The sequence below is a fragment of the Xenorhabdus thuongxuanensis genome (genome assembly GCF_001908095.1).
Taxonomy (GTDB): domain Bacteria; phylum Pseudomonadota; class Gammaproteobacteria; order Enterobacterales; family Enterobacteriaceae; genus Xenorhabdus; species Xenorhabdus thuongxuanensis.
This window is the reverse complement of the sequence record NZ_MKGR01000005.1, coordinates 20,232-43,151: the sequence shown is the minus strand read 5'-3', so window position 1 is coordinate 43,151 and position 22,920 is coordinate 20,232. Positions and strand designations below refer to the sequence as shown.

The following is a 22,920-nucleotide window of genomic DNA, read 5'->3' as shown; positions in this document are numbered from 1 at the left end:
CAATGAATGAAAAATTGCTATTCATTTTACAATCACTATTCCTTGGTCTATTTTACTCACTGATTTGGATTTCATTATGGGTAATTAGTTTTTATTTTCACAATAATGGACTACAGGCAACACTATTTTTACCTCAAGGGATACGTTTAGTATTTATGGCTTTGCTAGGACGACGTTATCTTCCAATCCTTCTGATTAGTGAAATCTGTATATTATTGTGGCTAAGAAGCGAGCAGCTCATTATATATCCAATCATTCTTTTTTCACCATTAATTAGTGTGATCACAGCATTAGGCATTCAAAAGATATGGTGGAATTATTCTCTTTATTGGCAACAGCTTTCTATCTTGTTGGCTGGAGTTATCATTAATAGCCTTTTACAAATCTTGTTTTTGAGCTTTTCGTTACCTAATAAAATTAGCTTTATTTTTCTCTCTTCATTAACTGGTGGAGTTTTACTCTCCCCATTCATCTATCTGATTTATGTTTATTTATATGAGAAATATTGGAAGAATCAGCATACCAAGACTGATATATCTGATCCACAATTAAGAACATCTTTGCTGATGTGGTGTTTCCTGTTTAGTCTACTGGGAATAAGTGGCCAATACCTTCTATCCTCGAAAATAGAGTGGTTACTGTCAATTTTAGTTTTTATTCCTAATGTATTTATGGCCTATCGTTATGGTTGGCAAGGCGGTGTTCTCTCCGCATTGTTAGGAAGTTTACTCGTCACTTCAGCCCGTCAATCCAATGGCTCATTCAGTGAATTACAGGAATTGGAGATTTTTTTAACCACTCAGGCTTTATTAGGAATAGGGCTTGGTATTGCCATCAGTCGCCAGCAACAATTGGCAGGTAACCTAACCTATCAAAAACAGTTGGCAAATAATTTAAACCGTTATCGTGAACGGTTAGAAAAAGAGTTAACAACCCGTCATATTTTGATGCAAAAACTAGTACACACAGAAGAAGATATTCGTAAAAATATTGCCAGAGAACTTCATGATGCCATTGGACAAAATATAACTGCCATTCAAATTCAATCCATGCTAATAAAACGTACTTCAAAGTTATCATTAGCTCATAAATCTGCTGAACAAATTAACCACCTCTCCCAACAAGTACACCAAACAACTCGTCAACTGCTGCGTGAACTGCGCCCACCTGCACTTGACGAAATGTCTCTTGATCAATCAATTCATCACTTAATAAATGAGTTTGCTTTTGAAGAACAAAACATTTGCTGCCATTTTGATTACCAGCTACCACACACTCTCAATGATAACACTATCACTCTGACACTTTATAGGTTAATTCAAGAGTTACTGAACAATATCAGTAAGCATGCTAACGCTAACCAAATAAATATTACCTTAAAGCAAAAAAGAAATTTAATCGTACTTCAGGTCAGCGATAACGGTATTGGTATCATCGATGATAAAAAAAATACGGGATTTGGGCTCAAAGGGATTGAAGAACGTGTTCGGGCTCTTGGAGGCAATTGGAGGCTCAATACTCAACAAGGAACCCATGTCATTATATATTTACCAATAAATGCAGACAACGATACCGAATAACCAAGTACCCTCTTCGAGCGACTGAAGCAACAGCAGCTACTTATATCTTTTTATGGAGACACTTATGCAAAGCATCAACCATGAGCAAATATCACAACATTATCGTTATTGGCGAATCCATTTGCTCATGTCAATGGTTATAGGTTATGCCGCATTCTACCTAACTCGCAAGAGTTTGAATGTGGTTATGCCAACCATGCAGCTGGAATTGGCTCTTAATAAAAATGATATTGGATGGATAACAAGTTTATTTTACCTTGCTTATGGTGGTTCAAAATTTTTTTCCGGTATTTTTCATGACTACACTGGTTATCGCTGGTTCATGGGTGTAGGGCTATTAATGACAGGAGTACTGAACATTATTTTTACTTTCTGCTCATCACTACCCTCCTTACTGTTCGTTTGGACGTTGAATGGTTTTTTTCAAGGATGGGGATGGCCAACCTGTGCTCGACTTCTCACTTACTGGTATTCTCGTAATGAACGAGGTTTCTGGTGGGGCTGCTGGAATATATCTATCAATATAAGTGGCATTTTTCTGCCATTATTGTCCGCTCTTTTAGCATCACACTATGGCTGGCGCGCTACATTATCCGTTTCCGGACTCATTAGTATCGTGCTTGGAATTTGGTTATGCCGGAGAATACGAGGCATTCCACAGGAACATGATTTACCTAGCGTAGGACATTGGCGACAAGATACTATGGAGCTACGGCAAGAACGATTGTCTTCACTCATGCCCATGATGAAAATCCTACAGGAAACTATTTTATTCAACCGTACCATCTGGCTCCTTGGTCTTTCTTATATTCTCGTCTATTTCATTAGAATCGCAATTAATGACTGGGGTAACTTATGGTTATTAGAAAAACATGGAGTTAATTTACTGAATGCCAATGCTATCCTATCGTTATTTGAATTGGGAGGATTATTAGGTGCTCTTTGTTCTGGATGGGGATCTGATTTATTATTTCGCAGCCAACGTGCACCAGTAATTCTACTATTTTCTCTCGGGCTCTTCTTTTCCATGGCTGCTCTTTGGTTAATCCCCATAAATAACTATGTGCTATTATCTATCTGTATTTTCAGTATTGGCTTCTTTGTGTTTGGGCCACAGATGTTAATAGGCCTTTCAGCAACAGAGCATTGCCACAAAAAAGCAGCAGGTACAGTAACCGGATATTTAGGATTGTACGCCTATTTTGGTTCTGCAATCGCTGGTTGGCCATTAAGCCAGATCATTGACTGTTATGATTGGACAGGTATGTTTGCCTTGCTGACTCTTGCAGCCGCTGTAATGGGGTTATTATTGATGCCAATTTTAATGGCTGACGTCAGTAAAGTGTATAAGAAACACAGATAACAGAATTACCTCCATGTAGTGTTCAAGTAAATTGATCACTACACTAGTAAAATAAGACTATATTATTAATTCAAACGAAATAACTCTCAGAATTCTAAAAACACATTTATAAAACAGATCATAACAAAACAATTAACACATCACAATTACCAATAAAACTTAAAATATCACATAATTTATTTTTTATAAAATAGATAAAAACCTTAATTAAACAAACAACAAAAAATAAAATTTAGAATAAAACCTTAATTATTCGAGCAATAAAAAATGTTACTCACATTACAAATTCACAAATCAAAGTTGAATAATTAATTTTCATTCTTCATTATCCATTTGCAAATATTTCATGACATTTTAACCTTAAATAAAGCAACAATAAGTGTTTGCTTTATTGATTTGAGTATAAATAAGTAAAATACAAAATTATGGACAGTAAGGAAATTATAATGAAATTAAAATCTTTCTCTTCCCTTATCGTTATGGGATTAACTCTTACGGCTATTACTAACAATGTTCAAGCAGCAGGACGGCTCATTGTTTATTGCAGTGGCACCAATGCTCTTTGTGAAACAGAAACACGTACCTTCAGCGAAAAATACAATGTTAAAACCACATTTATCCGCAATGGAACAGGCAGTACATTAGCCAAAATAGAAGCGGAAAAACGTAATCCACAAGCAGATGTATGGTATGGCGGCACACTTGATCCCCATTCTCAAGCGGGAGAAATGGATCTCCTGCATCCCTATAGATCCTCCAACTTAGATCAAACCATGCCTCAATTCCGTGATCCGGCAAAACGCAAAGGTAATTACTCTTCTGCGGTCTATATGGGAATTCTGGGTTTTGGTGTGAATACAGACCGTTTGAAAGAGAAAAAACTACCTATACCGAAGTGCTGGAAAGATCTGACAAAACCAGAATATAAAGGTGAGATCCAAATTGCAGATCCACAAAGTTCAGGTACATCCTATACAGCATTGGCAACGTTTATCCAACTGTGGGGAGAAAACGAAGCTTTCGATTACCTGAAAAAATTAAACAGTAATATTTCCCAATACACCAAATCTGGTATTGCCCCTGCGCGCAATACCGCACGTGGTGAAACAGCTATCGGAATTGGCTTCTTACATGATTACTCGCTGGAAGTTGAAAATGGCGCCCCCATGAAATTAATGGCTCCCTGCGAAGGTACTGGGTATGAAATTGGCGGTGTTAGCATCATCAAAAACGCCCGCAATATAGATAACGCCAAATTATTTGTCGATTGGGTGCTGTCCAAAGAAGCTCAAGAGCTGAGTTGGAAGAAAGGCCAATCTTACCAAATCCTTATCAACACTACAGCAGAAGCATCTCCTATGACATTAAAATCTGATGAATTAAACCTCATCAATTATGACATGGAGAAATATGGCTCCAATGAAGTGCGTAAGGAACTGATCAACAAATGGCTCACTGAAGTCAAAATGGGGCAATAAATTCTCTAAGCATCAATAAAGTCCATTCAAGCAGTGGGTCATCAAATCAATATGTGCTCACTACCTAATAATACAATTTACATACTCGCGTTATACAATTTATTGGGGGAAATATGTCTCATACCCTTACCTTGCCCTTGCAGAAAAAGCAAGGTCGGGATTCTGTTTTCTGGTGGATTATTCTGGCATGGCTGTCATTTGCCCTGCTGCCATCATGGAGTCTGGATTACGGCCTTTTTGATTCAACACAGGAAGAAGTTCTGGCTGCTTACGGCTGGTATAGCATCAATATCAGCATATTGTGGTTTCTGCTGCCATCTGTATTACTATTGCGTTTTCGATCTTCCAACCGTATTACCCGTCAATACCACTATTTTGATGCAGGATACGCCTTGCTATGCGTACTGTTCATTATCACCAGTGCAGCACTGACTGGTCGCGGGCTTGGTTATTCTACAGTTATCTTATTCATCTCATTAGGTGCAATTATTACCCTCGCACTTACCCGTCTGGAATGGTTAGGGGGTGACAGTTTCGTCATTGGCTCGCTAGTCGCGATCATTGCGTTGATTGGTGTATTTATTCTATTCCCCAGCATCGCTATTTTTATCCCCATGTTTAGGGATGAGTCCGGTCATTTCGCGCCATTCGCATTTATATCAATACTCGGACAATCCCATATCCTGAAAATCATTACCAATTCAATATTACTTTCCATGGCCGTTGGTTTGGGATGTACATTTTTTGGGTTAGTTTTAGCAATTTACACCACCAGAATCGCCAAACGTTCAGCCATCATTGGCCGAGTATTTTCTATTCTGCCAATTGTAACACCACCGTTCGTTGTCGGCTTGGGTGTCACACTAATGATGGGACGTTCCGGTTATATCACGGAATTTCTATCTACCTGGTTTGGTTTGACCGACACAAACTGGTTATATGGTTTTACCGGGATCTGGATCGCCCAGGTACTGGCCTTTACGCCAATGGCATTTATGATCCTGGATGGTGCCATCAAGACAATTCATCCTTCTCTGGAAGAAGCTGCTTACACTCTGCGAGCTAATCGCTATCAAACTTTTTTCCATGTTTTTATCCCGTTGCTAAAACCCGCTCTTGCCAATGCCTTTTTGATTGTGATCGTACAATCCCTGGCTGATTTTAGTAATCCACTGGTTTTAGGGGGAAACTTTGACGTTCTGGCTACCCAGATTTATTTCTATATCACAGGCTCACAACTCGATTATCAAGCTGCCAGTACATTAGGAGCATCGTTGCTGGTCTTCTCACTCTTGGTTTTCTGTGTTCAATATCTCTGGATTGGCAAACGCTCTTATGTCACCGTTTCCGGTAAATCTTACCGTGGTGATGTACAACCTTTGCCTGTTTCTCTGGTATGGGGTGTTTGCACTTTGTTGTTTATTTGGGTGGTCTTCAACGTCCTGCTGTATGGCAGCATTTTCTATGGCAGTTTCACTGTCAATTGGGGAGTGGATTACTCCTTGACGTTGGATAATTTCATCAAACTGTTTGGCCAGGGAATGAGTGATGGTGCATGGCCTTCACTATTAGATACATTGCTGTATGCTGGTATTGCTGCCCCCATTACCGCCATTTTTGGGCTATTGATTGCCTATATCGTGGTACGTCAACAATTCCGTGGCAAGAAAGTCATTGAGTTCACTACCATGCTCTGTTTTGCTGTTCCTGGCACAGTGGCAGGGATATCTTATCTCCTGGCTTTCAATAACGCACCATTCTATATCACGGGTACAGCTTTCATTATCATCATTTCCATGACGATGCGAAATGTACCTGTTGGCATTCGAGCAGGTATTGCAGGACTTGGGCAAATTGATAAATCGCTGGATGAAGCTTCTCTCAGCCTGCGAGCAGGTTCAATGAGAACAATTTTGCATATTCTGCTACCACTCTTACGCCCTGCTATCTTATCTGCATTGGTTTACAGCTTTGTTCGCGCTATAACGACAGTCAGTGCTATTGTATTTTTGGTGACACCAGACACTCGTGTAGCAACGGCTTATATCCTGAACCGCGTTGAAGATGGCGAATACGGTTTGGCTATCGCGTATGGCTCCATTCTAATTGTGGTCATGCTAGCGGTAATTTTCTTATTTGACTATTTGGTTGGCGAAGCACGTGTTTCCCGCTCAAAAGCCCAAAATACCCAGTAATCACGGAGTGACGATATGACACAACAACATTTTGTCGAATTAAAAAATGTGACCAAACGATTCGGGAATAACACCGTGATCGACTCGCTGAATTTAGCCATTCCACAAGGGCACATGGTTACTTTGCTGGGACCATCTGGATGTGGTAAAACGACAGTACTAAGGCTGGTTGCAGGGCTGGAAAAACCAACAGAAGGCAATATTTTCATTGATGGTGAAGATGTTACCGCTCGTTCTATTCAGCAACGGGATATTTGTATGGTATTTCAGTCTTATGCCCTTTTTCCGCATATGTCATTGGGGGAAAACATCAGTTATGGTCTGAAAATGCTGGGACGGCCAAGAGCTGAGATCCGCCAGCGTGTCAAGGAAGCATTAGAATTGGTTGATTTGGGTGGTTTTGAAGATCGCTATGTTGACCAAATATCCGGTGGGCAACAACAACGTGTTGCTTTGGCACGTGCACTTATCCTCAAACCCAAGGTACTGTTATTCGATGAGCCATTGAGTAACCTTGATGCCAATTTGCGCCGCAATATGCGGGAGAAAATCCGCGAGTTACAGCAACAATTTAATATCACTTCACTCTATGTAACCCATGACCAAAGTGAAGCCTTTGCCGTTTCTGATACGGTTTTAGTAATGAATAAGGGCAAGATCATGCAAATGGGTTCACCACAAACTTTGTATCGTCAACCTGCCTCAAAATTTATGGCAAATTTTATGGGAGACGCCAATATTTTTCCTGCCACATTAGGGGCGGATTATATGGAAATTTTCCAATATCGCCTGCCTCGTCCAACCAATTTCACCACAACACAGACATCAACCACCGTTGGCGTTCGCCCTGAGGCTATTACCTTGAGCCTGCAAGGCAGTGAAAGCCAGCGTTGTAAAATCAATCATGTCGCATATATGGGGGCACAATATGAAGTCACTGTTGAATGGCGTGGACAAACGCTACTACTACAAGTCAACGCCACTCAACTGCAACCAAAAGTTGGTGAGGATTATTATCTGGAAATTCATCCGATTGGAATGTTTGTTTTGGCCGAGGAGACACAAGATTAGAGTTAACAACCCAACTGTAAGATAACCCAATTTATCGTGTTTGTTAGACTCTTTTAGAAACAAATTCTACAACACCAGACTCCTGCGGCGATTACCGCAGGAGATTTTTATCCAATCGAATCCTTCAACAAACCAAAGACATAAATCACCTGTTCTGCCTATCAACTCATCAATAAACCCTGTAAAATCATCTACGCTTTCTGGGTATCTCACACCGAAAAAGACCATTCATCTCATTTCTAATAAATAGGTTTTACTAATGCAACAGTCTGATGTTGTTGATCGCTCTCTTTTTTCGTTAAGTTGGCCGATTTTCATTGATATCTTTCTGCATATGGCGACGTTATTAATCAATACATACATGGTCAGCCATATTTCTTCTTCTTATCTTGCTGCAATGGGGGTAGGTAATCATGTTTTTGATCTCTTTATTACAATTTTTAACTTCATCAGCGTAGGTTGCAGTGTTGTCATCGCACAATATCTGGGATCAGGAAAACGCGATAAGGCTAGTCAGGCGATTCATATTTCCATTGCCTTTAATTTTGTACTGGGTTTCAGTTGTGCTCTGATCACGGTGTTCTTCGGTTATAAAATCCTGCATATCATGAACCTGCCTGAAAATCTGATGGAGGATGGATTCGCTTATCTGCATGTGCTTGGTATCTGTCTGATACCTGAAGCGATTTCGATTATTCTGGCGGCCTGTATGCGGGTTTATGGAAAGTCGAAATCGGCCATGTATGTCACGCTGATTGCCAACTTGCTTACCATTGTTGGTAATATGATCGTGCTGTATGGGTTCTTTGGGCTGCCTCAATATGGACTTGAGGGAGTAGCGTGGTCTACGGTATTTGGTCGTACTGTCGCTATTATTTTGCTTTGCGGATTACTGTTTTGTGGTTTAAAGATCAAGTTCGAGCCTAAATTACTCGTGAACTGGTCTAAAAATATGTTGGGCAAAATCCTGCATATCGGCTTACCAGCCGCTGGTGAAAATTTGGTGTGGATCCTGCAATATATGACTGCACAGGCATTTATTGGCCTGATGGGCGAAACGTCTCTGGCTGCGCAAACACTGTACTTCCAGCTATCTCTGTTCATTATGTTGTTTGGTATCTCTATCAGCATTGGCAATGAGATTATGGTTGGCCACCTTGTTGGAGCAAAGCGTTTTGAAGATGCCTATCTTCGGGGGCTGAAGAGCCTGAGAATTGGTGTGATTGTCACAGTAGGCATCGTCTTGGCGTTCTGGATTTTCAGGGAACCGCTTCTCTATGTCATGACGGAAGATCAGAAAATTGTTGAGCTTCTTCTCCCATTGTTCCTGCTCTCGGTCTTTTTGGAACCAGGGCGCACTTTCAACATTGTGATGGTCAATGCCCTGCGCGCTTCTGGTGATGCTCGTTTTCCACTCTATACCGCGTTAATTTGTATGTGGGGAATATCTATTCCCGTCGGATATTTTCTGGGAATTACCATGGGTATGGGGCTTTTGGGGATCTGGATAGGATTCTTCTGTGACGAGTGGATCCGTGGATTAGTGAATGCCTGGCGTTGGAAGTCTAAAAAATGGCAAACCAAGCGATTAGATGTCTAATTAAAAAATAACCGTAAAAATAAGTGTAAAAAATGCCGCAACTTTGCTTACGGCATTTTAATTTCAATCAAAACCAACATACCGATCAAACCACCGCCGAAATAATTGTCTTTATTTCATCAAACTAATTAGGCTGCTTAATTTCAGGTAAAACATAAATCACAATTTTTTATTTATTTGTAATCTTAAAATTTTAATGAAATATAATTTGATTTTATCAATGACACTGTTCCATTAGTTTTTATTACCCAAAAAACTATAGCAAAAACAGGATTAATTAGGTATTGATTGCCCATCAGAAAACAGGATTAAGCTATGTATAATCCCCTTTCACTAGTAAAAAATTCTAGATTAATCCCCTAAACTACCGCATAATATTAACGATAAAAAGGAGTTAATCCTGACAGGGTGTTTTCAACACTTTTCTTTTTTGCACAATTTCCCTTTGCAATTTCTTCTTCATGGAGAAGTTGTTCTCCTTGAAATCATTGACTATCAGCACACGATAATTCACTTACTAAAAGATATGAAAACAGCAACAAAAAACAATGATGTCACACCACAGTTATCTCCATCAGCCAAACGCGCTAACATGACAGAAGAGGAATGGAAAAAAGCCATAAAATTCAACCATACCGATACCGGCTGGGTCATTATGAGTATTGGCATGGCAATCGGGGCTGGAATTGTTTTCTTACCTGTTCAGGTTGGATTGATGGGATTGTGGGTTTTCCTGTTCTCTTCCATTATTGGCTATCCTGCCATGTATCTCTTTCAGCGGCTCTTTATCAATACCCTTGCAGAATCACCAGAATGCAAAGATTATCCTAGTATTATCAGTGGTTATCTTGGTAAAAATTGGGGCATTCTGTTAGGCATACTCTACTTCATTATGTTAGTGATCTGGATGTTTGTTTATTCCACCGCTATAACCAATGACAGTGCTTCTTACCTGCAAACATTTGGGGTTACCGATGAATTGATGTCGAAAAATCCATTGTATGGGTTGGTATTAATCTGTGTATTAGTTGCTATCTCTTCCCGCGGTGAAAAATTACTATTCAAAATATCCAGCCTGATGGTTATAACCAAGTTGTTTGTTATCGCAGCATTAGGATTTTCCATGATCGGTATGTGGCATCTTTACAATATCGGGGCGTTACCTCCCTTAGGTCTGTTGATTAAGCAAGCCATTATCACTTTACCTTTTACGCTCACATCTATCCTGTTTATCCAAACACTTAGCCCAATGGTGATTTCTTATCGCAACCGAGAGAAAAACCATGAAGTTGCCCGTCATAAGGCATTGCGAGCCATGAACATTGCCTTTAGTATCCTGTTTTGTACGGTATTTTTCTATGCCATCTCTTTTACGCTTGCAATGGGACATGACGAAGCGCTCAAAGCCTATAAACAGAATATTTCAGCACTCGCAATTGCTGCTCAGTTCTTTCCTGGTGGCTGGGTTATTACCGTCAGTATTATGCTCAATGTCTTTGCTGTGATGACTGCCTTTTTTGGTGTTTACTTGGGGTTTCGCGAAGCCAGCCAAGGAATTGCTATTAATGTTCTTAGTCGTCTGATGCCTGCCGAAAAGATCAATGAAAAATGGGTTCAAAGAGGTATCATAGTTTTTGCCATCTTATTGGCATGGAGCGCGATCCTTCTCAATGTCCCAGTATTGAGCTTTACTTCTCTTTGTAGTCCAATATTTGGCATTGTCGGCTGCCTCATTCCGGCTTATTTGGTCTACAAAATCCCTGGCTTGTACCATTACAAAGGGATATCGCTCATTTTGATCATCTTTACTGGGATCTTGCTATGTGTTTCTCCTTTCCTGGCCTTCTCCTGACGTGGGTATGATTAAAAAATCAATGTCTAAGAACATCAATTACGATCAGCTTTATTATTAAGATTTACTCAATGCGCTATAAATCCTCGTCTCCCTGTTCGGGGATATAAGGCGCATTTTTACAACTCATCAATTCCCCACAAAATACACAGAATTTATTAAATAATCCTTTTAATGATGAAATTATATTTAATCAATCATAAAAAATATCTATTTAATTAAACTTTACAAATTGAATGAAAAACAACCACACATCTAAGCCAAAACAAGAAAATGATAAACAATATAAATTATAACAAAAGTTACTAAATTGGCTAAAACTCTTCTTTTAACCTAATGTTATTCTAACCATTATCTCTCATTTACCACTATAAAATATTATTTTATCCAAAAAAAACACTATTATTCAGAATAAAAATCTAACAATAAACCAAAAATAAAAATTTTCCGAAAAAAATACCAAATAAAATTTAATTTTCAACAAATAATAAGGCATTATATAAACAACTTAGATAAATCATTTACTTTTTCCACTAAATGCAGTAAAAATACCAACTCAATACAACCAAAATGGAGTTTAAAAGAATAAAAAACTAAAAAACAAACCAGGCTAAATGATTAGTTGTAAAGTTCAATAGAGTTGTTTTTATGTATGGAATTCTATTTATGATTGCCTCATTCTGTGTATCAGAATCACATAGCACGTATTTATACGATTTCAATTAGCATTTTCATTAAAAATAAGACAAAAATAAGCAGCAAATTTTTTTATTTGCTGTACTCCAATTAATTCAATCTGGTATTTGGCTAATCATATTAAAAAAACACTAATGTTTTGTTGTATTCGATTGGCTTAAATACCTTGCTATTCACAATTCATCTCTCTGATTTCATAGGAATGATAATTTCATGAAGCAACGTAAGTTTTTAACCCGATACGAAATAGACGCAATTTTGGCAGCAACAAAACAAGGACGCCACGCAGAGCGGGATTACTGTATGCTGTTAATGTGTTTTATTCACGGTTTTAGGGTAAGTGAACTATGTAATCTACGTCTATCTGATCTCGATTTAAATTCAGCAATCATTCACATCAGACGGTTAAAAGGTGGGCTTTCAACCACACATCCTTTAATTCCAGAGGAAATAGAAGCGTTAAATAAATGGCTAGATATTCGTCAAAAATGGCGAGAAGCCGATTCTCCGTGGGTATTTCTCTCTCAAAAATCTGGCCCAATTTCACGACAACAAGTTTATGGATTATTAAAACGCTATGGGAAGCAGGCATCTGTCAGTGTTTCTCCACATCCGCATATGTTAAGACACGCTTGTGGTTATGCTTTAGCCGATCTCGGTCGCGATACCCGCTTGATTCAAGACTATCTTGGACATCGTAATATTTCACATACCGTAATTTATACTGCCAGTAATGTGAAACGTTTTTCCAGAATTTGGGAGTCTCACTCTAAATAACTATGTTATTTTTCTGCTGTTTTCACTAACATAATTTGTTATTGCAACAATCTCCACTAATTAATTTGTGGAGATTGCCGGCAGATAAAATATACAATGCCATGAGCACCTAAGATAACTTACTATTTTTTATGCATGATAAACTTAATTTATGAATGGATCTTATTTTTATTGTTTTGCATTTGTTAATATATTAAGTTGTTTTTTAAAACACTTAAATCTAACGGGTAAATATATAAATTAAATTTCTATTTAAACTTGAGCAGCGAATTTATATGAACAATTTCACTGCTCAATAAGAAATAAAAATAAACAATTAAAACTCCACAAAAAGTGATTACTCAAACAATTATTATTCAAACAATTTCACAAATTTTTCACGAATTTTCTGTTCTGGCAGATCTGTACCAATAAAAACCATTACACTTCCACGTACTTCACCATCGCGCCATTCTCTATCCCAATCCGCACTATACAGACGCTGAACTCCTTGAAACAATAACCGGCGTGGTTCTTCTTTGATAGCCAGAATTCCTTTGTAACGCAGAAGATTATCCGCGAAACTCAGTAATAGCTCCTCCATCAGGCTAGAAACTGCTGGCAATTCAACTGGGTACGCTAAGTTAATGACAACCGATTGAACCAAGTTTTGTTGTTTGGGTACAAATCGGAAAACGGGCGTCGAAACCGTCAGTTTGTCATTTAACATAAAACCTTCGATATCAAACAGTAAGCCTAAATCTGCTTCACCTTGAATAACCTTATGAATGGGTGCTCTGATATTGATTCGCTGCAAACGTTCAACTAAAGCATCATGAACGGGAGCAACATCAGTCTTCGTTAAAAGAACCCTGTCCGCATATCCCACCTGTGCCTGTGCAATGGAAAAACGATCTAACTGTTGTTCCGCATGAACCGAATCCACCAGCGTAATGATACCATCGAGTACAAAACGCTGGCACAAAACTTCATGAGAAAAGAAAGTCTGCGTGATCGGGCCTGGATCAGCCATGCCTGTACACTCGATAATCAAGCGGTCAAAGTTGATCTGCCCTTTATCCAGACTATCCAGCAAATCTAATAATGCATCTTCCAGTTCATTTGAACGACTACAGCAGATACATCCGTTACTTAATGTCTTAATCTGAGTTGCGCGATCACCAATCAATTTGTCATCAATGGGCACTTCACCAAATTCATTTTCAATGACGGCTATTTTATGACCATGATTAACATTGAGAATATGACGTAACAGCGTCGTTTTACCTGATCCCAAAAAACCGGTCAGGATCGTGACTGATATTGGTTGCATTTTCGTTTCCCGATGCTTCTTAACTGCTAAAAAATTTCCAATGAGTTAGTCGCTTTTGCACTAACAGCAACGCATTCCACCTTTTCCATCGCCACCATAGCGAGCATTCTGACGTTCTCGAAAAAATTCTTCATAAGACATATAAGGCTTATCAGGGTGGTTTTCCTTCATATGCTGTACATATGTGTCATAGTCGGGAACGCCCACCAACATTCTGGCAGCCTGCCCCAAATACTTGCCTGCTTGACCAAGATTACCAAACATAAATTGTTCTCCAAGGCTTGTTTTATCAGGAATAGCTTCCCAATAAAAAATACCCCACATAATACAAAGCCAATTAGTGGGGTATACCTGTTACCAATACGGAATGCTTTTGATCGGTATCAGTTTTAGTATCGCATCAGTGCGTAGAAGAGATTTTTACCCCACCTTCAGGAACCGGAACATAAGGTGTTTCATTATCGGTACGCTCTGGATTTTTGCTTGCTTTTACCGCAGCTTTGATACCATAAATGATGATGCTGTACACCACAATCAGGAACAGAATGCTTAAGCCCGCATTGGTGTAGTTGTTCACAACAATGTGATTCATGTTACTGATTTGTCCAGCCGTCAATTCTGCACCACCTTCGGCAATCCGCTGCTTGTATTCTTTCGCCATGAAGAAGAAACCTTCAAGCCGTGGGTTATCACTGAATAATTTCAGTCCCAGCGCCCATGTGGTACAAATCAACAACCAAACCGCAGGAATAACGGTTACCCAGATATATCGGGTGCGTTTCATCTTGATCAGGACAACTGTACCCAATACCAACGCAACGGCAGCCAACATCTGGTTGGAGATACCAAATAGCGGCCACAAGCTCTTAACGCCACCCAATGGGTCAACCACGCCTTGATACAGCAAATAACCCCATAGGCCGACACAGCCAGCTGTACCAATGATACCCGCAATCAGAGAGTCCGTTTTTTTCAGGAATGGAACAAAGTTACCCAAAAGATCCTGCAACATGAAACGGCCAGAGCGTGTACCTGCATCCAACGCTGTTAAGATGAATAAAGCTTCAAACAGAATACCAAAGTGATACCAGAAGCCCATGTCTGCCGCCGGGATGATCTGATGGAATACATGGGCAATACCCACTGCCAAGGTTGGCGCGCCCCCGGCACGGTTCAGGACCGATGGCTCACCAATGTCTTTTGCCGTTTGCAGAATTTGATCTGGTGAAATAACAAAGCCCCAAGAACTTACGGTCGCTGCCGCATGGCTCGTTACTTCTTTCAAAGAAGCCATAATCATTGGTGCTTCGGCAGTACCCAAATTATGCAGATCCGGCATGGTAATGCCCAACGCTGCCGGAGGGGTATTCATAGCAAAATATAGTCCCGGCTCAATGATGGATGCAGCAATCAATGCCATGATAGCCACAAACGATTCCATCAACATCGCACCATAACCAATGAAACGCGCATCTTTTTCATTTGCTAACAACTTAGGTGTTGTTCCCGAAGAGATCAAAGCATGGAAACCAGACACCGCACCACAAGCAATAGTAATGAACAAGAATGGAAACAGCGTTCCTTTCCAGACTGGCCCTGTACCATCAATATATTGTGTGACGGCTGGCATTTTCAGTTCAGGGTTCAGGATGATAATCCCAATTGCAAGACCAACAATAACTCCAATTTTCAGGAAAGTTGCCAGATAGTCACGCGGTGCCAAAATAAGCCAAACTGGCAATAATGCAGAGATAAATGCATATCCGATCAGCGCATAAGTGATAGTGGTATCTTTAAAAGTCAACGCGGGTCCCCAGTAGGGATCTGCGGCGACAACACCACCAAACCAAATGGCGGCAATCAGCAGGAGAATACCGATCACAGAGACTTCACCCACACACCCCGGACGGATATATCGCATATAGATCCCCATGAAAAGCGCTATTGGTACTGTTGAGCAAACAGTAAATACGCCCCATGGACTTTCCGCCAATGCTTTCACGACAATTAAGGCCAGTACTGCAAGAATGATGATCATGATTAAGAAGCAACCAAACAGGGCTATTGTGCCTGGCACACGCCCCATTTCTTCCTTGACGATCTCACCCAGTGATGCCCCATTGCGACGGGAGGAGATAAACAGCACCATAAAGTCCTGCACCGCTCCGGCAAGCACTACCCCTGCCAACAACCACAATGTTCCTGGCAGATAACCGACCTGTGCCGCCAATACTGGCCCTACTAACGGACCTGCCCCTGCAATGGCGGCAAAATGGTGACCAAACAGGACATTTTTGTTGGTGGGAACATAGTTCAAACCATCATTATTGACAACAGCCGGAGTTGCTCGCGTAGCATCCAGCTTCATCACCTTCGTGGCGATATACAGGCTGTAATATCGATAAGCAACCAAGTAAACGGCTACAGAAGCGACAATGATCCACAAAGCGCTAACGTGTTCTCCCCTACGTAGCGCAACAACTCCAAGACAGCATGCACCAATTATCCCCAATATTACCCAAGGTATATGTTTTAACAATTTATCATTGTTCATAAAACTTCCTTTTCCACAGTAAGACGAACAGCAAGTCATTATTTAATTTTTACTTCCTTTTCCATAAACCGACCTTCTACAGTCGGCAGGAAGCGATACCCATAAAAGGGATATACTCCTCGTCACACTGCACTATGATATAAAATCCCCCCTAATAAGAGTTAGAGGATCTTGCTCAGCGGTTAAATATCAACATTAAGCGGTCAAAATCCTCCAATCAGTGGCTTATACGTATAAAACATGAGCTAAGTTTTGTGAGGTAACTCACTTAATTATTAACTTTCAAGACAAAAGTATATTCATCAATCAAAGTTAATAGCGTCATCCTTCAAATGGTCAAAATCTTTATATTCGTTACTGAATGAAATCACTGTATGTTGGTTCGGACACTCTTGGTTGGAAAACCATGCACATTTAGAGACCAATCGAGGTTCTTCAATTCCCAACCATGTGGATAACATAGACAGTAGATTCAAACCGCTGCGGTGAGCATCTATGATATTTTTGCTTACTGTGTTCTTGTCGGCATTTTTAATGACATAGTCATAACCGGTAATAATAAAGGGAACTTGATAATTCTGCTTATTACTATCGTTATGGGTCAGATTCTCACTATCTGTATTCTTATTCACAAGTGACAAACCATGATCCGCAAAGTAAAGCATTGTCCAACGCAATTGATTTTTATTGGCAATATTTTCAATGTTAGCGAGCAGGCTATCCGTATTACGGATACTCTGGAGATAACATGAAATATTTTTGGAATGAAAATAGATGCCGTATTTATCGTTCGTTCTGACACAAGGTTGTGGATGCGAACCCATCAAGTGAATAATAATCAGTTTCTTTTTCCGCTCATTCTTCACTAATGCCTTGCGAATATAAGGAAATAGATTTTCATCCGGCATATAACTACGGTCATCTGAATTACCTTCTTTTAGAAAAGTATAATGATTGGCCTGCTGTCCAATCAGTGCTACAGGAGAATCAAACCCTCCCTTCATTCCCTGATTGGACAGCCAGTAAGTTTCAAATCCCGATTTTTTAGCCAGTGAAACAATACTGTTGTTCAGTTGAATTTCATTTGCTTCACGAACCGCCAGAGAGTTAGTCAACGATAATTGTGTCGATGGTGCCGCAGAAATATAGTTGGTTAACACGGTGGTATTCGTTTTATCCAACCAAGGAGTGTTTTTATCCGGGAACCCATAGGTACTCATAAAATCTTTTCGGACGCTCTCACCAATCACCATGATATAGGTGTCGTATTTCTCTTCTTTCACCACTGGCTGCCAGTCATCCCGATATTTAATAATCTTGGCAAATCGGTGATTTTCTGACATGACTTGCTTATAGCTCTGATAAGCATCATTGAAAAAGCGAACTTCCGGTAAACTGGTATTCAAAAGGTTCGAACTATCTTCAAAACCCGATTTTATATACCCTTTGGCTGGGGACCAAAAAGCCGAAATAAAAAACAGGGTAAACAACCCATTTTTACTTTTACCTGATAAAGTGACATTTAGCTTAAATGAAAATATCATCAGAACAAAAATAGCTATAGCCGTTAAATAGGTGAAAACAGAAAGGCCACTAATATATTCTGCTGTTTCATTTCTATTTGTATAGATTAATGATCCTACTGCATTGATGTCCGGATAACCGTAATTGAGGCCAATTGGGGTATAGAGCATTCCCACCAAGGAAAAAAAAGCAATCAAAAAGATATATATTCGTCTACTGATAGCAGCCAAAAATAAAAAGAGTGCAAAGGCACTGAAGACATATATTAGTTTTAATTGATACCCCAAACATTTATGTATCAGAAAAATAAGAAAAAAGAGAACAATAAAACAAGAGAAATTCTTGTTTTTATAAAGCCAAGACATAATCATCCTGTAATTTCACATAGCCGTAGTTAAATTTCTACAAACCCAACGTGGCGCTATTTTAGCCAAATAAAACCCAACACTGCACAATACAGTATTGGGAAAACTATCACATCATAAATTATAATTTATTGAGTGATCGACAAGTAACGTGCAAAAACTTCGCGTTCTTCATCCCGCAGCGTCAACACCTTAAAACCATCACAGGTTACCAAGATCGTATGCTCAAACTGAGCCGATAACCGACGATCTTTGGTTGTTACTGTCCAACCATCTTTATGCAGTTTGATATCCTTTTTGCCTTGATTGATCATAGGCTCAATAGTGAAAGTCATTCCCTCTTCCAAGATAATACCTTCTCCCGCCTTGCCGTAATGCAGAACTTGTGGTTCCTCATGCATATTGCAGCCAATGCCGTGCCCGCAATATTCACGTACTACCGTGTAATTATTTGCTTCGGCATGTTGCTGTATCGTATGACCAATATCTCCCAAAGTGATGCCAGGTCTGACGATCTTAATTGCCTTATATAAGCACTCTTGAGTCACATTAACCAAACGTTTAGCATGGGACGGTACATCCCCGACACAGAATGTGATGCTGCTATCGCCGTAATATCCCTCTTTTTTGACGGTGACATTTATCCCATATTTTTCTAACTATCCGAATCGCCAATAGCCTCCCTTCTTCGTTCCAACACGGAGTAATAGAATTCCAGTGCTTTCTACCATCTGTTCTCCTATTATTTGATAGCATGGCTCAACCCATACAATGATGTTCAGGAGATTAAATCGAGCAGCTTCGCAATCCTGCTGAATTGTGAAAAAATCTGATACATTCCTGCGAGTAATCCTGCTAACCTACCGTTTAAATCTTCTAATCGCATCCACAGATGAATCACACAGATTATCAGTGATAAGATAGCGTTTTCGCCCAGGATGAGGTCTATTCGCGTTCCATCCTTAGCTGATTATATTTAGGTTTTGTCATTTAGATGGGTTGACTGAGCGTCGATGGCCCAACTGAGTCAACAGGAATAATAGAATTGAATCAAGTCAATATGAAAGAATCTCCAGCAAAGGATATAGATAGCCATACTCCCATGATGCAGCAGTATCTGCGTCTGAAAGCGCAGCACCCCGATATTATGCTGCTGTATAGAATGGGGGATTTTTACGAGTTGTTCTATGATGATGCCAAAAAGGCGGCGAAGTTACTGGATATCTCCCTAACCAAGCGCGGACAATCGGCTGGTCAGCCTATTCCGATGGCGGGGGTTCCTTATCACGCAATCGAAAACTATCTGGCAAAACTGGTACAACTCGGTGAATCTGCGGCGATCTGCGAACAAGTTGGTGATCCTGCAACCAGTAAAGGCCCTGTTGAACGCAAAGTTGTGCGCATTGTCACCCCTGGCACCGTAACTGATGAAGCTTTGTTACAAGAACGTCAGGACAATCTGCTAGCCGCTATCTGGCATGATAATCAGGGATTTGGTTACGCGACGCTGGATATCACTTCTGGCCGTTTCCGCGTTTCTGAAATGTCCGATCAAGATAGTATTGCCGCAGAATTGCAACGCACCCGTCCTGCGGAATTGCTTTATCCTGAAACCTTTGAGCATATGGCGCTGATTGAACGTTGTCATGGTCTGCGCCGACGCCCAATGTGGGAATTTGAGCTGGATACAGCAAGACAACAACTTAATTTGCAATTTGGCACCCGTGACCTGATTGGCTTCGGTGTGGAAAAAGCGACGCTCGCCCTGCGTGCCGCGGGCTGTTTATTACAATATGTCAAAGATACCCAACGCACCACTTTACCCCATATTCGCAGCATGACGATGGAACGCCAGCAGGAAACGGTTATTATGGATGCTGCTACCCGCCGTAATCTGGAGCTGACACAAAATCTGTCCGGTAGTACTGAAAATACGTTGGCGTCGGTACTTGATCAATGTGTGACACCGATGGGCAGCCGAATGCTGAAACGCTGGCTGCATGCACCAACCCGCAACAAAGATGTGCTGGAAAATCGCCATCAAGCCATTTCCGCATTACAGGAAATCGGTTATGAATTAAGGCCATTTTTACGTCAGATCGGTGACTTAGAGCGTGTACTTGCCCGTCTTGCTCTCCGCTCCGCCCGTCCCCGTGATCTGGCCAGAATGCGTCATGCTTTCCAGCAATTGCCTGATATTCATCAGATCCTGACATCCTCAGATGCCCCTTATATCCAAGCGCTACAGCAGCGTGTGGGACATTTTGATGAATTGCAGACTCTGCTAGAGAATGCGATTGTCGAAACGCCTCCTGTTTTGGTGCGTGACGGTGGCGTCATTGCCACGGGCTATAATGCTGAATTGGATGAATGGCGAGCATTAGCCGATGGTGCCAGTGATTATCTGGATAAACTGGAAATCCGCGAACGCGAGAAACTTGGCATTGATACCCTGAAAGTGGGCTTTAATGCAGTGCATGGTTACTATATTCAGGTCAGCCGTGGACAGAGCCATTTAGTCCCTATCCATTACGTTCGTCGTCAAACACTAAAAAATGCAGAACGCTATATCATTCCTGAACTAAAGGAATATGAAGACAAGGTGCTGACTTCCAAAGGCAAAGCACTTGCCATCGAAAAAGGCCTGTACGAAGAGTTGTTCGATCTATTGCTGCCCCATCTGGCCGATTTGCAAACCTCTGCCGAAGCACTGTCAGAGCTGGATGTACTGGCAAACCTTGCTGAACGCGCTGAAACCCTAAATTACACCCGCCCGATACTAACAGATAAAGTGGGTATTCAGATCACTGGCGGCCGGCATCCGGTTGTCGAGCAAGTATTAAGCGAACCGTTTATTTCTAACCCATTGATGCTCTCGTCACAGCGCCGTTTGGTGATTATTACAGGGCCGAATATGGGGGGTAAAAGTACCTATATGCGTCAGACAGCTTTGATTACGTTGATGGCTTATATTGGAAGCTTTGTTCCTGCCGAAAAAGCAATTATCGGCCCTGTAGATCGTATCTTTACCCGTGTCGGGGCATCCGATGACTTGGCATCAGGACGCTCTACCTTTATGGTGGAAATGACCGAAACTGCCAATATTTTACATAATGCGACTGAACATAGTCTGGTTTTGATGGATGAGATCGGCCGTGGTACATCAACCTATGATGGTTTATCCCTGGCGTGGGCTTGTGCTGAAAATTTAGCTAATCGCATCAAAGCAATGACACTGTTTGCGACTCACTATTTTGAACTGACAACTCTGCCTGAGAAACTTGAAGGGGTCGTCAATATTCATCTTGATGCTGTCGAGCATGGCGATACCATTGCTTTCATGCACAGTGTGCAAGAAGGAGCAGCAAGCAAGAGTTATGGACTGGCTGTTGCCTCGCTGGCAGGTGTTCCGCGTGATGTAATTAAACGAGCTCGCCAAAAATTGAAAGAGCTGGAATCACTCTCCAATAATGCGACAGCAGGCTATGTTGATACACCACAGTTAACTCTACTAACAGAAGAGACATCTCCGGCAGTTGAAGCATTGGAAAACCTTAATCCAGATACCTTGACACCACGTCAGGCATTGGAATGGATTTATCGTCTGAAAGATATGGTTTAACAATGAATGGAACAGCAATGAAGTTTGATACCAATCTGTTAGCACCTATTTATCAATTTTTACAGTGCGAAACGCCCAACCAATGGGTAGAAAAGGCTCGGCAGCCTGAAAATCTGCCAATTTTGTTGCGCGATCATCTGCTATGTGAATTGAAAGCGGCACAAAGTGCTATGTTCTTAATTCGTAAATATGCCGTTGATCCTGAGAGTACTGATGCTCTGTTGGCTTGGTTTCAGCCCTATGAGGACTTTGCCTATAAAAAAATTGGCGATATCCATTCATTGAAAGGAAAAAATCAGGCCACCAAGCAAATTACCGCCCGGGCAAAATCACTTTATAGTCAAGATCTCATCGATAAAATGGTGTTATTAATTAAGGAAGAGTTACATCATTTTTATCAAGTATTAGAGATCATGGATGCCAGAGGGATAAGTTATGACAGTATCAGTGCTAGCCGCTATGCTAAATCCTTATTCCAGCATATTACCCACCATGAACCTTATACGTTGGTCGATAAATTGATTATTGGTGCTTATATTGAAGCACGCTCATGCGAACGTTTCGCAAAACTAGCTCCTCATCTGGATGAAGATTTGGGTAAGTTTTATATTTCTCTGCTGCGTTCAGAAGCTCGTCATTATCAAGATTATTTGACACTCGCTCAATCAATATCTAAAGAAGATATTACAGAAAGGGTGAATTATTTCGGTCAGATTGAAGCAGAACTTATTCAAACTCCCGATCATGATTTTAAATTTCATAGTGGTGTTCCAATTCTCTAAAATTGATAAATGGCGCACCAAATGGCAATGAAAATATAAATGAATGAGTAAATCAGAACCACCCGCATAGCGGGTGGTTTGCTCTAGCCCTATAAGGGCATGTTACCGACTGCGCCTAAATGACGCGGCTTTCTCTTCGTTCAAGCTAA

Annotated in this window: 13 protein-coding genes and 2 pseudogenes; 10 read left to right on the top strand and 5 right to left on the bottom strand. The window is 40.6% G+C overall.

All coding sequences use genetic code 11. From position 1 onward, the window contains the following. Positions 1–2 precede the first annotated feature (2 nt). The 8 genes and pseudogenes from Xentx_RS04850 to Xentx_RS04815 all read left to right on the top strand — a co-directional run. Positions 3–1,580: an MASE1 domain-containing sensor histidine kinase gene (locus Xentx_RS04850; RefSeq protein ID WP_074019150.1), complete on the top strand. Its 1,578-nt coding sequence runs from the start codon at positions 3–5 to the stop codon at positions 1,578–1,580. Between the two features lie 64 nt (positions 1,581–1,644). Beyond that, positions 1,645–2,943 (top strand): MFS transporter family glucose-6-phosphate receptor UhpC, encoded by a 1,299-nt coding sequence (gene uhpC, locus Xentx_RS04845; protein WP_074019149.1) that lies wholly within the window; start codon positions 1,645–1,647, stop codon positions 2,941–2,943. A 446-nt stretch (positions 2,944–3,389) separates the two neighbouring features. Further along, positions 3,390–4,421, top strand: a complete 1,032-nt coding sequence (locus tag Xentx_RS04840) for an ABC transporter substrate-binding protein (protein ID WP_074019148.1) — start codon at positions 3,390–3,392, stop codon at positions 4,419–4,421. A gap of 113 nt (positions 4,422–4,534) precedes the next feature. Then, entirely contained in the window at positions 4,535–6,616 is a 2,082-nt protein-coding gene (locus Xentx_RS04835) for an ABC transporter permease (protein ID WP_074019147.1), read from the top strand. Between the two features lie 15 nt (positions 6,617–6,631). Continuing rightward, positions 6,632–7,687, top strand: coding sequence for a ferric ABC transporter ATP-binding protein (gene fbpC, locus Xentx_RS04830; protein ID WP_074019146.1), 1,056 nt, complete (start codon positions 6,632–6,634; stop codon positions 7,685–7,687). Between the two features lie 259 nt (positions 7,688–7,946). Then, positions 7,947–9,287 carry an MATE family efflux transporter gene (locus Xentx_RS04825; protein WP_074019145.1) on the top strand — a complete coding sequence of 447 codons (1,341 nt, stop codon included), beginning with the start codon at positions 7,947–7,949 and terminating at the stop codon, positions 9,285–9,287. A 526-nt stretch (positions 9,288–9,813) separates the two neighbouring features. After that, entirely contained in the window at positions 9,814–11,139 is a 1,326-nt protein-coding gene (locus Xentx_RS04820; RefSeq protein ID WP_074019266.1) for an SLC5/6 family protein, read from the top strand. 906 nt (positions 11,140–12,045) lie between these two features. Further along, positions 12,046–12,612: pseudogene (locus tag Xentx_RS04815) on the top strand (tyrosine-type DNA invertase); the annotation flags it as partial. Between the two features lie 352 nt (positions 12,613–12,964). Here Xentx_RS04815 and yjiA read toward each other — a convergent pair. The 5 genes and pseudogenes from yjiA to map form a co-directional block, all read right to left on the bottom strand. Continuing rightward, positions 12,965–13,924 (bottom strand): GTPase, encoded by a 960-nt coding sequence (yjiA, locus tag Xentx_RS04810; protein WP_074019143.1) that lies wholly within the window; start codon positions 13,922–13,924, stop codon positions 12,965–12,967. 60 nt (positions 13,925–13,984) lie between these two features. Next, complete coding sequence (locus Xentx_RS04805; RefSeq protein ID WP_074019265.1) at positions 13,985–14,188, bottom strand: YbdD/YjiX family protein; 204 nt, start codon at positions 14,186–14,188, stop codon at positions 13,985–13,987. Between the two features lie 136 nt (positions 14,189–14,324). Then, a complete protein-coding gene (locus Xentx_RS04800) occupies positions 14,325–16,478 on the bottom strand; it encodes a carbon starvation CstA family protein (protein WP_074019142.1) in 2,154 nt (717 codons plus the stop codon). 302 nt (positions 16,479–16,780) lie between these two features. Then, complete coding sequence (locus Xentx_RS04795) at positions 16,781–18,172, bottom strand: phosphoethanolamine transferase (RefSeq protein WP_167366744.1); 1,392 nt, start codon at positions 18,170–18,172, stop codon at positions 16,781–16,783. A 323-nt stretch (positions 18,173–18,495) separates the two neighbouring features. Then, positions 18,496–19,011: pseudogene (gene map / locus Xentx_RS04790) on the bottom strand (type I methionyl aminopeptidase); the annotation flags it as partial. 416 nt (positions 19,012–19,427) lie between these two features. Here map and mutS point away from each other — a divergent pair. Both mutS and miaE read left to right on the top strand, forming a co-directional pair. Further along, positions 19,428–21,989: a DNA mismatch repair protein MutS gene (gene mutS, locus Xentx_RS04785; RefSeq protein WP_074019263.1), complete on the top strand. Its 2,562-nt coding sequence runs from the start codon at positions 19,428–19,430 to the stop codon at positions 21,987–21,989. A 17-nt stretch (positions 21,990–22,006) separates the two neighbouring features. After that, the gene (gene miaE, locus Xentx_RS04780) at positions 22,007–22,771 is read left to right on the top strand and encodes a tRNA isopentenyl-2-thiomethyl-A-37 hydroxylase MiaE (RefSeq protein WP_074019264.1); all 765 of its coding nucleotides are present in this window, start codon (positions 22,007–22,009) and stop codon (positions 22,769–22,771) included. The last annotated feature ends 149 nt before the right edge of the window (positions 22,772–22,920 follow it).

Bases quoted from the DNA above. Each gene is read 5' to 3' on its own strand.
- Xentx_RS04805 (WP_074019265.1), bottom strand. From the start codon at position 14,188: ATGTTTGGTAATCTTGGTCAAGCAGGCAAGTATTTGGGGCAGGCTGCC.
- Xentx_RS04800 (WP_074019142.1), bottom strand. From the start codon at position 16,478: ATGAACAATGATAAATTGTTAAAACATATACCTTGGGTAATATTGGGG.
- yjiA (WP_074019143.1), bottom strand. From the start codon at position 13,924: ATGCAACCAATATCAGTCACGATCCTGACCGGTTTTTTGGGATCAGGT.
- mutS (WP_074019263.1), top strand. From the start codon at position 19,428: ATGAAAGAATCTCCAGCAAAGGATATAGATAGCCATACTCCCATGATG.
- Xentx_RS04820 (WP_074019266.1), top strand. From the start codon at position 9,814: ATGAAAACAGCAACAAAAAACAATGATGTCACACCACAGTTATCTCCA.
- fbpC (WP_074019146.1), top strand. From the start codon at position 6,632: ATGACACAACAACATTTTGTCGAATTAAAAAATGTGACCAAACGATTC.
- Xentx_RS04850 (WP_074019150.1), top strand. From the start codon at position 3: ATGAATGAAAAATTGCTATTCATTTTACAATCACTATTCCTTGGTCTA.
- Xentx_RS04825 (WP_074019145.1), top strand. From the start codon at position 7,947: ATGCAACAGTCTGATGTTGTTGATCGCTCTCTTTTTTCGTTAAGTTGG.
- uhpC (WP_074019149.1), top strand. From the start codon at position 1,645: ATGCAAAGCATCAACCATGAGCAAATATCACAACATTATCGTTATTGG.
- Xentx_RS04840 (WP_074019148.1), top strand. From the start codon at position 3,390: ATGAAATTAAAATCTTTCTCTTCCCTTATCGTTATGGGATTAACTCTT.
- Xentx_RS04795 (WP_167366744.1), bottom strand. From the start codon at position 18,172: ATGCTCTATACCCCAATTGGCCTCAATTACGGTTATCCGGACATCAAT.
- Xentx_RS04835 (WP_074019147.1), top strand. From the start codon at position 4,535: ATGTCTCATACCCTTACCTTGCCCTTGCAGAAAAAGCAAGGTCGGGAT.
- miaE (WP_074019264.1), top strand. From the start codon at position 22,007: ATGAAGTTTGATACCAATCTGTTAGCACCTATTTATCAATTTTTACAG.